The 12,495-nt window shown below is 60.9% G+C and carries 11 protein-coding genes and 1 pseudogene; 7 read left to right on the top strand and 5 right to left on the bottom strand.

Features of this window, described 5'->3' with window-relative positions:
• Window positions 1-59: 59 nt before the first annotated feature.
• Window positions 60-1,034, bottom strand: coding sequence for a LysR substrate-binding domain-containing protein (locus NKH02_RS26300; RefSeq protein WP_352882630.1), 975 nt, complete (start codon window positions 1,032-1,034; stop codon window positions 60-62).
• A 166-nt stretch (window positions 1,035-1,200) separates the two neighbouring features.
• On the opposite strand from NKH02_RS26300, the gene NKH02_RS26295 reads away from it, so the two are divergent.
• From NKH02_RS26295 to NKH02_RS26265, 7 genes are all read left to right on the top strand, one after another.
• Window positions 1,201-2,670, top strand: a complete 1,470-nt coding sequence (locus NKH02_RS26295) for an ATP-binding cassette domain-containing protein (protein ID WP_352882629.1) — start codon at window positions 1,201-1,203, stop codon at window positions 2,668-2,670.
• On the top strand, window positions 2,667-3,671 hold the full coding sequence (locus tag NKH02_RS26290) for an ABC transporter permease (protein WP_352882628.1): 1,005 nt from the start codon (window positions 2,667-2,669) through the stop codon (window positions 3,669-3,671). The genes NKH02_RS26295 and NKH02_RS26290 overlap by 4 nt, the downstream gene beginning before the upstream one ends.
• Before the next feature lie 28 nt (window positions 3,672-3,699).
• Window positions 3,700-4,656 carry a substrate-binding domain-containing protein gene (locus NKH02_RS26285; protein ID WP_502913863.1) on the top strand — a complete coding sequence of 319 codons (957 nt, stop codon included), beginning with the start codon at window positions 3,700-3,702 and terminating at the stop codon, window positions 4,654-4,656.
• Between the two features lie 61 nt (window positions 4,657-4,717).
• Complete coding sequence (locus tag NKH02_RS26280) at window positions 4,718-5,611, top strand: amidohydrolase family protein (protein ID WP_352882625.1); 894 nt, start codon at window positions 4,718-4,720, stop codon at window positions 5,609-5,611.
• A 40-nt stretch (window positions 5,612-5,651) separates the two neighbouring features.
• The gene (locus NKH02_RS26275) at window positions 5,652-6,404 is read left to right on the top strand and encodes an SDR family NAD(P)-dependent oxidoreductase (RefSeq protein WP_352882624.1); all 753 of its coding nucleotides are present in this window, start codon (window positions 5,652-5,654) and stop codon (window positions 6,402-6,404) included.
• A gap of 19 nt (window positions 6,405-6,423) precedes the next feature.
• A complete protein-coding gene (locus NKH02_RS26270) occupies window positions 6,424-7,263 on the top strand; it encodes a transketolase (RefSeq protein WP_352882672.1) in 840 nt (279 codons plus the stop codon).
• Window positions 7,260-8,282 (top strand): transketolase family protein, encoded by a 1,023-nt coding sequence (locus tag NKH02_RS26265; RefSeq protein WP_502913862.1) that lies wholly within the window; start codon window positions 7,260-7,262, stop codon window positions 8,280-8,282. The genes NKH02_RS26270 and NKH02_RS26265 overlap by 4 nt, the downstream gene beginning before the upstream one ends.
• Before the next feature lie 217 nt (window positions 8,283-8,499).
• On the opposite strand, the pseudogene NKH02_RS34580 reads toward NKH02_RS26265, so the two are convergent.
• The 4 genes and pseudogenes from NKH02_RS34580 to NKH02_RS26240 all read right to left on the bottom strand — a co-directional run.
• A pseudogene (locus NKH02_RS34580) lies at window positions 8,500-9,591 on the bottom strand (IS6 family transposase).
• A gap of 395 nt (window positions 9,592-9,986) precedes the next feature.
• Window positions 9,987-10,640: an FMN-binding negative transcriptional regulator gene (locus tag NKH02_RS26250; RefSeq protein WP_352882623.1), complete on the bottom strand. Its 654-nt coding sequence runs from the start codon at window positions 10,638-10,640 to the stop codon at window positions 9,987-9,989.
• 29 nt (window positions 10,641-10,669) lie between these two features.
• On the bottom strand, window positions 10,670-11,572 hold the full coding sequence (locus tag NKH02_RS26245; RefSeq protein WP_352882622.1) for a dihydrodipicolinate synthase family protein: 903 nt from the start codon (window positions 11,570-11,572) through the stop codon (window positions 10,670-10,672).
• A 52-nt stretch (window positions 11,573-11,624) separates the two neighbouring features.
• Window positions 11,625-12,495, bottom strand: an 871-nt coding sequence (locus NKH02_RS26240; protein ID WP_352882621.1) for a trans-sulfuration enzyme family protein, incomplete at its 5' end; no start/stop codon positions are given.

Below are 12,495 nucleotides of genomic sequence, written 5' to 3'. Positions count from 1 at the left end.
CGCCTCCTCGGGATCAAACACCTAGCAGCCTGCTTTGTGCTGCGTGCCTTTCCAAAGTGCTATGTCGACGCGCCGAAGTGTGGCCGACGTTCGAACGATATGCGATGCTCCTTCTCGGTCAAGAACCGGCGTGCCAGATCAGTATAGCGTATGCCTACCCGTGACACCCATTCAGAAAACACGCGAACCGCGCGTCGGTTCATATGCCGCGAAGGACAGACCAGCCAGTATCCCGGAAACTCGATGACCTCGAACTCGGTCGAGACCGGAACCAGAGAGCCCGACGCCAGGTCCTCGAATGCGATGGAAGTGCTTTCCAGAACCACGCCCGCCCCATCCTTCGCCAACTGGACAGACATCGACGACCGGTCGAAGCGATAGGGATAAGTCATGCGGGCGCCCAGGATACCGTTGCGCGGCAGCCAATAATCCCACCGGAAATAGGCCTTCACGCTGTCGATCAGTCTCGCATGGCGAATCTGTTCGCGCGGATCGGCCGAAAGTGCACGCAGTTCGGCAAGGTATGACGGCGAACACATCGGCAGGATCAGGTCATTGATGACGCAGTTCGAGTAGAGATCGGCCCAGCCGCCGTCGCCATAACGCAGATCCAGATCGATAACCTCCGTTTCGAAGTCCGAAAAATTCGGCGTGGCGTCGACGCGCAAATTCCAGCTTGGATAGTCCTTGCTGAATTCGGCCAATCGAGGCGCCAGCCACTTCTCGCCAAAAGAAGGACTGACGCGAATGCTGAGCTGGGAGCTTTCATGCTGCCGCACGATGGCGTTTCGCACCTCGCGTATAGATTCGAACGCCTGGGTGGTGGTCTGGTACAGCCGTTCGCCGTCGATCGTCAGGGAGAGATGGCGCTTTTCGCGCTGAAAAAGCCGCACCCCGAGTTGGTGTTCGAGCAGCCGCAGTTGCTGACTGACCGCCGAAGGCGTGATCTGCAATTCCTGCGCGGCCTTCGCTACGCCGCCGAGGCGCGCGACCGCTTCGAAATGGGTCATCGAATTGAATTTGAGGTCCGACATCGCTCTCATTAGTTAAGCTGAGCTACACAGAATGTTAAGAAACGAGAATTGAGCCGACTGTCAATCGGTCGCATGATCTGGTGGTCTCGGGAGGAGATGCAGAATGGAAGCGGGTTCAGCCCAAAGCTTGGGTAGTGCCGGCAATGTGCCGGGAGTTGGACAGGCATTGAGCAGGAAGCTCCTGATCGAAGCTTCCAATGTCGAGAAGAACTACGGCGCGACGCAGGTCCTTCGGGGGGTGAGTTTTCAGGTTCGGGCTGGCGAAATCCACGCGCTCCTAGGCGGCAACGGCGCCGGCAAAAGCACTCTCATCCGCATCATCACGGGGCTGACCTCACGCGATGCCGGCGACATTGGCTTTGCCTCGTCCAAGGCCGGCCGCGTCAGTCCGATCATCGCTGTGGTGCATCAGGAGCTGGCGCTGTTGCCCGAGCTGTCGGTCGCCGAAAACATCGGCATTGTGCATGCGCGGTCGGGCTGGTCGCAGATCAGCCGTCGCCGCATGCGCGAAATTGCGCTTGATGCCCTGCGCCTGATCGACCCGGCGATCGGCGAAGAGATCATTGATCTGCCAGCACGCAAATTGTCCCTCCACGAAGGCCAGATCGTCGAGATCGCTCGTGCCCTTTCCACCGGAGCCGAAGTGCTGCTCCTCGACGAGCCCACGGCCAATCTCACCGCCGGCGAGACGGCCAAACTCTTCTCGGTATTGAAGCGGTTGGTGCGCGAGGAAGGCATGGGCATCGTCTTTGTTTCGCACCGTATGCGGGAAATCCGCGAGCTATGCGATGTCTGCACGATCTTGCGCGATGGCGTCACCATCGCCAATGCAACGCCCCTTGCCTCGCTTGGCGACGCCGAGATCGTCCGGCAGATGGGACAACCCGCGCAGCGTCCGGCAACGCACCGAAGCCCACAAAGGGACCTCCAACATGGCGCACCAATCGAGCTGCTTGGTCCAGACAACGTCAGGATCGCGCTTTCGACCGGCACCATCCTGGGTCTAGCCGGCGCACCGGCGGGTCCGACCGGTCTCATTGCTCCCCTTGTAGGCGCAGGACCCGGAGCCGGTTGGCGCCTTTCCGGCGAAGGCTTTGGGGGCCGCTTCTCGTCCCCGGCGGCAGCGGCGCGTGCCGGCATTGGCTTTGTCTCGGGCGACCGAGCAACCAAGGGCATCCTTTCGCAGCTTCCAATCGTCGATAACGTGCTCGCGGCGCGCAGGGTTCGCGAGAGGCGGCGGATCGTTGCCCCGGCCGAGAGGCAGGAGTGTCGCGATCTTGTTTCGGCGCTGAAGTTGAAAGCGAGCTCAATCTGGGACCTGCCGGCCTCGCTGTCCGGCGGCAACCAGCAGAAGCTTCTCGTCGCACGCTGGCTTGGGCTGCCCCTGCGCATGGTGGTCCTGGAAGAGCCGACGCGTGGCGTCGACATCGGCACCAAGCATGACATTTACGGCTTGATCCGAGAGATGGCCGACGCCGGCGCGATCATCATCTGGTGGTCAACCGAGAACGTCGAACTGCTCGAGCTTTGCGACGCCATTTTCGCCTTCGACACCGATGGGCGGCCAAAGGGATTTCTGCCAGCAGAACACTTCACCGAAGGCGGGCTCGCCGAACTGACGGGGATGGCGGCATGACCGACGCAACCAACAGCGCCAGGACAACCGACAAAGGCCGGACCACTAGGTCCCGCGTCCCAGCAGTTCTTTTGTCCTATCGCACGGAAGCCGCGATTGCCGGGGCAATCGTTGTCCTGCTGCTGGCCGTCGGCATATTCGTGCCCGCCGCACTCAGCATGGGCAACGTCCAAAACATCATCCAGGCCGCCGCGCCTCTCATCATCATGTCACTCGGTGTTTTGCTGGTCGTGGTCACGGGCGGCATCGATCTTTCGGTCGGCTCAGTTTTCTCCCTAACCGGAATGGTGACGGCGCTGGCGATGGCCAGTGGAGCTGATGGACTAACCGCGAGTGCTGCCGGCCTGGCGGTCGGCCTTGTATTCGGTTCGATCAATGGGCTTCTGGTCACGGTCGTCGGGCTCGCGCCCTTCGTCGTCACGCTCATCACCTACGCGGTGGCGGGCAGCCTTGCCTTCATCGTCACGAACGGTCGTTCGATGCCTATCGGCGCGCCGGATTTCTGGCTCCTGAATTCGGGCGAAATCATTCCCGGCATACCCAACCATCTTCTGTTCTGCATCATATTGATGGTCGTGCTGGAATACATCCTACGCAAGGTCGTGGTCGGACGATGGTTCTATGCCGTCGGCTCGTCGGCAATTGCTGCCCGGCTGCTCGGCATCCCGGTTCTGCGCATCAAGTTCGCGGCCTATGTCGTATCGAGCCTGCTTGCTTCTTTCGCCGGGCTGTTGACCGTTAGCTACATCCTCAACGCCGAAGCCATGGCAGGAGCCAGCCTTATGCTGCAGGCGATTGCCGCCGTTGTCATCGGCGGGGCCAGCCTCTTTGGCGGAACGGGCAGTGCCATCGGCGCGGTGCTGGGCGCGCTGATGATCACCTGCATCCAGAACGGCGTGAACCTCATTGGCGTGAACAGCTTCTGGCAAGGCTCCGTCACAGGCGCCGCAATCCTGCTCGCGGTTCTGATTGACCGCTTCAGCAACAAGAACCGCATCTAGATCATCAACGGGAGGAACCAAGATGAAAATGAAGACAATCCTGCTTGCGGCATTGGCGGCGGCCGCACTAACCAGCGCGTCATACGCTGAAGACAAGAAGACCGTAGCCTATATCGCCCCATCGCTGGACATCTCATACTGGCAATGGGTCGGCTACGGCGTGAAGGAAAAGGCCAAGGAACTCGGCATGGACTATGTCGAGTACTCGTCGGAGAATTCGCCCGCCAAGCAGATGGACAATGCCAGGACAGCCGTCACCAAAGGTGTCTCGGCCATTGTGATCGGGCCCGTCAGTTCGACGTCGACACCGCCGCTGCTCGACTATCTGGCGAAGCAGAAGGTGCCGATCGCCTTTGCCGGCATCGGGCCACAGCCGGGCCTCACGAACTATACGTCCTCGGTCACCGCGAACAACTATGAGACCGGCAAGGCGCAAGGGAAATTCACCTGCGAGCTCGCCAAGGAGCGTGGCGGCAACAAGGTTGGCATGCTGTCCCTGCCGCAGGACCGGGAAAATGCCCAGAAGTACCTCAAGGGCGCCAAGGAGGCGTTTGCCGCCGACGGCTGCGACCTCGTCCAGATGCTGGAGACCCGCGGCCTAACCATCAACGAAGCCGTCACCCAGGCCAACGACCTGTTGACCGCCAATCCCGACATCAAGGCCATCTATGGCATGTATGACGAAGCCGGGACCGGCGCCGCCAAGGTGGTCGAGACCCGGGGGCTGACCGGCAAGATCGGCATTACCGTCGCCGACGGCTCGCCAACCACGATCGCGCTGCTCAAAAAGGGAGCGATCCAGGGCATCTTCTTCCAGGAGGCGGTGGGCCAAGGCATCGACGGCACCCAACAGGTCTACAATGCGCTGACGGGCGCTCCGGTGACCCAGGACCTGGCCTTGGTCATGCCTCTCGTGACCGCCGACAAGGTCGACAGTCCGGAGGCCAAGAAGGTCATTGCCCGCGTGTTCCCGCCCAGCAACTAAGCGCACCTATGGACCCGCCGGCCATGCGGGCGGGTCCAGACCCGAGCGAGGAATACCGACCGTGGCCGAGCTGCCGTTCATCGATCCGCACCATCATCTGTGGGACCTAGAGGCCAATTACTATCCGTGGCTAACCGACGGGGTTAAGCCGTCGGCCTTCGGCGACTACGAGGCGATCCGCAAAAGCTACCTTCTCGACGACTACCTGGAAGACGCCAGGAACCAGAACCTGGTGAAATCGGTGCATCTGGATGTGGGGTTCGATCCCAGCGATCCGGTCGGCGAAACCCGCTGGCTGCAAGAGATCGCGAACAATCGGGGCTTCCCCCACGGCATCGTCGGCTATGCCGACCTCTCCAAACCCGATGTGGGCGACCTTCTCGATCGGCACATGGAGTATCCGAACTTCAGGGGTATCCGGCAGTCGATGAATTACCATCCCGACCCGGCCAAGACCTATCAGGCGCGGCCGGAAGTGAGCCGGACGCCACAATGGCGGCGGGGGTTTGGCGAACTGGCGAAACGCCGGCTGAGTTTCGACCTGCAGCTCTATTATCCGCAGATGGGGGAGTTCCTTGAACTCGCGCGCGATTTTCCTGACAGCCAGATCATTCTCAATCACACCGGAATGCAGGTCGATGGCTCTGAGCATTTCGATGCTTGGAGAAAAGGCATGCACCAGTTGGCGCAGGCGCCGAATGTCGCGTGCAAGATATCCGGCCTGGGCATGGGCGACTGGAAATGGACCGTCGCGTCGATCCGTCCCAATGTCGAAGAGGCTATCGCGGCCTTCGGCGTCGGGCGCTGCATGTTCGCGACGAACTTTCCGGTCGACAAGCTGTTCTCGAGCTTCGACGCCATCGTGAACGCCTTCAAGGAGATCACGCGAGGCTACACGCACCAGGAGCGGCTCGCGTTGTTCCACGACAACGCCGCCAGCTACTACCGGCTCTAGATTACCCGCCGAAACAGTTGAAATAGCAGGAGACTTTGACATGTTGCTGAAGGGCAAAGCCGTGGTGATTTCGGGTGCAGCCAGCCCTCGGGGAATTGGCCGCTCCACGGCAACGCTGATGGCGGAGCACGGGGCACGCGTTGCAATACTCGACCTCGATGAGGAGCAAGCCCGCAACGCAGCCGTGTCGCTCGGCGCCGAGCACATTGGCCTCGCCTGCAATGTCGCCGACCTCGATGCCTGCAAGAAGGCTGCTGCGGAAGTGACTGAAGCCTTCGGCAAGGTCGACGTGCTCTGCAACATTGCCGGGATCACGCAGCCGGTAAAGACACTGGATATCGGCGCCGCTGATTGGGACCGCATCCTTGATGTCAATCTGCGCGGCGTCCTCTATCTCAGCCAGGCCTTCATCCCGCATATGCGCGAAAATGGCGGCGGCTCGATCATCTGCATGTCGTCGGTTTCCGCGCAACGCGGCGGCGGCATCTTCGGTGGCCCGCATTATTCGGCTGCCAAGGCAGGCGTGCTCGGGCTTGCCAAGGCCATGGCACGCGAATTCGGACCCGACGGCATCCGCATCAACTGTGTCACGCCCGGCCTGATCCAGACTGACATCACCGGCGATAAGCTGACCGACGCCATGCGCTCCGACATCATCAAGGGAATCCCCCTCAGCCGGCTGGGCGACGCGCGCGACGTCGCCGGCGCCTATCTCTTCCTCGCGTCCGATCTGGCCAGCTACATCACCGGCGCCGTGATCGACGTCAACGGCGGGATGCTGATCCATGGCTGACCGGACAACAGAGATTGAGATGCCTCGCGCCGGCAGCAATGTCAGCCTTGCCGAACGAGCCTATCGGATCCGGCGACATGCCGTGCGGATGGGTCAAGTCCAGGGCCAAGGTTACGTCGGACAGGCGCTCGGTGTCGCCGATGTGCTTGCCGTCGCCTATTTCCATGCGCTTCGTTACCGGCCGGAGGACACGTTGTGGGAGGGACGCGATCGCTTCCTGCTATCGATCGGACACTATGCGATTGCGCTTTACGCGGCGCTGATCGAAGCGGGCGTTCTTCCGGAGGAAGAACTCGAGACCTATGGCAGCGACGATAGCCGCATGCCGATGTCCGGCATGGCGGCATACACGCCCGGCATGGAGATCACCGGGGGCTCGCTCGGTCATGGCCTTGGCATTGCCGTCGGCATGTGCCTGGGACTGAAACGCAAGCGGAGCGACAGTTTCGTCTACAATCTTTTGTCCGACGGCGAGCTCGGCGAGGGCTCGACCTGGGAAGCCACGATGTCGGCCGCGCACCATAGGCTCGACAATCTCATTGCGATCGTCGATTTCAACAATCAGCAGGCCGATGGTCCATCGACGGCCATGCTTTCCTCCGAGCCGGTAACCGACAAGTTCGAGGCGTTCGGATGGTACGCACAGCGCGTCGACGGCAACGACCTCGAAGCGGTACGGGTGGCCTTCGATCAGGCACGCGAACTTAAGGAACCTCGCCCGCGCGTCATTGTCTGCGATACCCGTATGGCGAAGGGCGTGCCGTTCCTGGAAACCCGCGACATCACGCATTTCATCCGCGTCGAACCGCACGAATGGACGCTGGCGCTCGAAGCTTTGGAAAAGGGACGTCCGCAGTGAGGTTGTCAAAGTTCGCACCGCGCCACGCCGCCAATGCCGGTGAGCGCAAGACCACATCGGCGATGATCGCGTCGATCGCGCCCGATGGCGTTCCGACGCGCAACGCGCCGTTCGGGCACACACTGGCCAGACTGGCGCACCAGCGGCCCGGAATAGTTGGCCTGACGGCAGACCTCGCGAAATACACCGATCTCCATATCTTCGCACAGGAGCATCCGGACCGCTTCTATCAGATGGGCATGGCGGAGCAGGTGCTGATGAGCGCCGCCGCCGGCCTGGCGCGGGAGGGTTTTACGCCCTTCGCCACGACCTACGCTGTCTTCGCATCGCGACGTGCCTACGATTTCATCTGCATGGCGATAGCCGAGGAGAAACTCAATGTGAAGGTCGTCTGCGCCTTACCGGGGCTGACGACCGGTTATGGCCCCAGCCACCAGGCGACCGAGGACATCGCGATCTTCCGCGGCATGCCGAACCTGACGATCATCGACCCTTGCGACGCGCTCGACATCGAACAGGCGACGGAAGCAATCGCGGACTACAACGGACCGGTCTACATGCGGCTTTTGCGCGGTAAGGTTCCTGTCGTGCTCGACGGATACGACTATACATTTGAAATCGGCAAGGCGCGAATGCTGCGCGAGGGTGCGGACGTACTGTTCATTTCCAGCGGCCTGATGACCATGCGCGCGCTGGAGGCCGCGAAGGCGCTGGAAGCCGACAGGATCGGCTGCGCCGTTCTGCACGTTCCGACGATCAAGCCTCTGGACAAGGAGACGATACTTGCCGCCGCGCGCCGTTGGGGACGGCTGGTGGTGGTGGCGGAGAACCACACCATCATTGGTGGCCTTGGCGAAGGCGTTGCCGCGCTACTGATGCGCGAGAGAGTGACCCCAGTGTTTCGCCAGATCGCCCTGCCCGATGAGTTCCTCGACGCTGGCGCGCTGCCGACGCTTCATGATCGCTACGGGATCTCAACGTCCGAGCTCGTGCGCCGCGTCCGCACCTGGAGCGAATGAGAAGTAAGAGCCGTCCCATGCAACAGTTGAGCCATCTACTTGAACCTTTGACAGGCTGACGGTATCCGGAAGGGTCCGCCGCTTCTCGGCATAGAGCCGTTTCAGCAGCGAAATCGCCGCAAGGGGATCGTGGCGGCGCGCTGAGCGGAACGTGAACGCCCGCAGGGGGATGTCACGTTGTCTGGCTATGCACGCGCTGAGACCTGCGGCGCTGTTGTCAGCTGATCACGGTCACGGCTTCCCACTCCGCCATGGCCTGCAGGCGGTGAATATGTGTGGTGAGAGCGGAGCGTTTTGAGCGAGGTGGAACGAAGAGGTTGCGCAGAGCCGAGAAGATCGAGACGAAATACTGCAGGCGTCCTGGCGATCGGAAGCCTTGCATCACCCGCTCTCGTTTTCGCAGCGGCACATGGGAATTCTCGGCGCGGTTGTTCAATCCTTTGTGTGACCGGTGCTCGACGTCCGGCATCACCTGCCGCTCCATACGAGCGCAGCTTGTCAGTGATCATGCGCTTCGGCGCGACACCCTGTTTCTTCAATAGGCGCGTCAGCAATCGCTTGGCCGCCTTGGCGTTGCGGCGGTTCTGGACGATCTCGTCGAGGATATAGCCGTCCTGATCGACGGCGCGCCATAGCCAGTGTTTTCGGCCAGCAATGGTGATGGCGACTTCATCCAGGTGCCAGATGTCACCGCGGCTCGGCTGCTTGCGGCGCAAGCGGCGAGCATAATCGGGCCCGAACTTCTTGCCCCAGCGGCGGATCGTTTCGTAGGAGACCACGATGCCGCGCTCCAGCAGCATTTCCTCGACCAGACGCAGGCTCAAGGGGAACCGGTAGTAGAGCCAGACCGCTGGGCGATGATCTGCGGGGGAAGGGTCATTTTCCACGGCACTTCTTGGGATGCTTCGTGAATGCGCGTCAAGCGCGCTACCATACCGCGTACATAGCGCTCATCATCGTGGATAACTACCTTCCCGAAGGCATGAGCGACCATGTAATTCCATGTAGGAACCTGCCGTTGCGTCTCGTGCTTGCTTGGATACCAGGTTGGCGAGATGTAGGCATCCGCGGCTCGGAACACGACAAGCACCTCATCGTTGTCAACGACGTCCTGCCAGATGGGGTTCGATCGTGCGACATGGGCATGAAGCGTTCCCAAGGATCCTTGCTCGGGATCAAGGAGAAAGGGGATGTGATTTGCGTCCATACCGCTTTTTCCAACTGTGAATAGAATGCCGAGAGGATGACTATTAATCAGTTTATGAAGGATGCCGACTTTCGGTTCGTCAAAGTGCGTTGGTATATACACGGTGCGTCCTTTGTATCAGATGGCATAAATTCAAGGCTTCGGTTCGTCGGGAGCTTCATCAATGAGTCGTTCCCTGCCTGTCTATTGCTTCAGGCGAAGATTTTCCGCGCCCGCTTTGGCGTTGCAGGAAATGACCGTCAGATAACCTTGACGTTTTTCTACACTGCACCTGGATAGGTAAGCGCCAAGCTAATAACCACTCGGGCGTGAGTCGACGAGATCCGGCCCTAGGTGTTGAGTGAACGACATGCCTCAGAAATCCGTTGGTTCTGCCGCGCAAAGTCGCCCAGGAATCCCAAGTTTTCGCTGGTTTTCACGGTATCGATTGGAGCTGCTCTCCCGAGATAGCTTGACAACGACTTAGCCGCCCCGACCGCCGCAATCTGCGGAAATTCTCATGTTTGTCGGCTCCCTTGTGACTTCCGATCGGCGGCCGCCAGCATCGCCTGACCAATCGGATGATCCCCTTGCGCGTTGACTATCTCACCAGCGTTACGGATGTCGCGCAGTTCCTTGTTCTGACTGAGCTTGGCCTTGCCGACAAGGCGGGTGATCTCGATCTCGAGACCCACGATTGCCTTGACCATCGTGTCGATAAAGTCCCTGGGTGCGTCCCCCATTTTCCACGGGACAGCTTGGGTCGCCTCGTGCCTGTGAGTCAGTTTGGCGACATTGCGGCGGACATAGCGTTCGTCGTCATGGATTGTAATGCGCCCATATGCATGTGCGACAATGTAATTCCAGGTCGGGACCTGCTTGTGGAACTCCTGCTTGCTCGGATACCACTGCGGTGAGATGTAGGCGTCGCCGGCACGGAAAACCACGAGCACCTCATCGCCGGTCGCCACATCCTGCCAAACTGGATTGTTGCGGGCGACGTGGCAGCGCAGGGTGCCGTTTTCTCCCTGTGACGCGTCGAGTTCGAAGGGGATGTGATTGGCGTCGAGCCCGCTCTGGCCATGGGTTATCAGCACGCCAAGCGCGTTGTTCTCGATCAGTTGGTAAAGGACTTCTCGGCTCGGTTCATCGAAATGTGCGGGTACATACATGACAATTCCTTTCATGGGCGGGTTGGTGTTTACCTGCGGGCATCTGATGGCAAGCGTTCCAGTGCCGCGGCGACCCGGCGCTTAGCTGGCGCGGGCAGAGGCAGGATGGGACGCGGGGGTTCGGCACTGCAAATGTCGAGCAGATCGGCAAGTGCATAGACGACGCGAAGACTTGAGAACTCCTTGAAGAGGCTCCAGAGCGGGGCTAGCGCGGTATCGATCCGTCGCGTTTCGGTCGCATCGCCGTGCTGCGCCGCCGTGACGATCGTCATGCAGACCTCGGGCAGGATGCCCGCGAGGACGCTGTACCATGTGTCGGCGCCGGCGATCATGGCCTCGGCAGCGTTCCAGTCGCCGCTGTAGCCAATCGAGAACCCTTCCGGCAGCGTGCGCCTCTGTTCGGCCAGGTGGTTCTTGATCGCATCGCTCTTGTCTGTTGGATTTTTGATGGCGACAATCCCACCCACCTTTGCCAGGCGGCTGACAAGGGCCGGGCTGAAATGAAAATGCGTCGTTCCTGGATTGTCGTAGACCACGATCGGCAGGCCACTTTCGCGCGCCACAGTGGAGAAATGTTCGAACACCTCGTCATCGGTGAGCGGGGTGTAGGAGGCGGCGGCAAGCAGTCCCGCGGCAGCTCCAAGGGCCTTGGCGTCTTGCGCGAGCCTCACGGCCTCATCGGTGCGCAACGCGCCTACACCCACCACGACCGGCATTCGCCCCGAGGTTTCGTCCAAGGTCTCGGCGAGCGCCCGCCGCCGTTGCTCGCGCGACAGATAGATGTATGTACCGGTGCTGCCGAGAAGACCGATTGAATGGACCTGAGCGGCGCCAAGCCGAGAAATCAGCTTGCGCAGACCAACGCTATCGACGCGGCCGTCACGATTGGTCGGGGTGATGGGGAACGCGGAAAGACCGCTCAGGAATGCCATGGCAAGGCTCCAGATCTATGTGTGAGCGCAGAGGTGGCCGCACGCCAGGTCATTACAAGATGTCCAAAGCCCGCCGCAGATCGGCGATCAGGTCATCGGCGTCTTCAAGCCCCACCGAGAGACGCATGAGATCCTCGCCGACTCCATCGGCCAAATGGGCATCCTTGCGGATCGGCTGCCGAGCACGGGTGAGGCTTGCTGGATGATAGATGAGGCTGTCGGCATCGCCGAGGCTGACGGCGCGAATGATCAGGTTGAGCCGGTCCATCATCCGGCGCGCTCCTTCGTATCCAGCGTGGAGGCCAAAGGCCAACATGCCCGATCCGTTGGACATCTGTTTTCGCGCCGTCACCTGATCAGGGTGCGAGTCGAGGAACGGATAACTCACAAATGCCACCGCCGGGTGCGCTTCCAGCGCCCTAGCCACCGCAAGGGCCGTGGCGCTGTGCCGTTCCATACGCAGCGTCAGCGTCTTGAGACCGCGCAGGATCAGGAAAGCTGACATGGGCGAGAGTGCTGCGCCGGTGATGTAGCGCAGGCCCGTTTCATGCAGCGTACGGAGCGTTTGGGCGTCGCCGAGAAGCGCCCCGCCAAGGGCATCGCCATGACCATTGATGTACTTGGTCAGCGAATGGAGCACGATGTCCGCCCCGTGCTCAAGCGGTCGCTGGAGCGCGGGCGAGGCGAAGGTGCTGTCGACTGCAACCCTTACACCGCGCGCGTGAGCGCGCTCGGCAATTGCCGCTATGTCGAGGATGCGGCTCAGCGGATTCACCGGCGTCTCGAAGAAAACCAGCCGCGTCCGCTCGGTGATCGCAGCATCGAGATTTTGGGGATTTGACAGATCGACCGCGACGACCTTGATGCCGAAGCGGGGGACCGCCTGTTCGACCATGGCAAGCGTGTTCGCATAAAGCGTCTTG

The sequence above is a fragment of the Mesorhizobium sp. M1396 genome (assembly GCF_040317725.1).
Taxonomy (GTDB): Bacteria; Pseudomonadota; Alphaproteobacteria; order Rhizobiales; family Rhizobiaceae; genus Mesorhizobium.
Note: the sequence above shows the minus strand (reverse complement) of the source record. Positions and strands in the feature narration are given on the sequence as shown.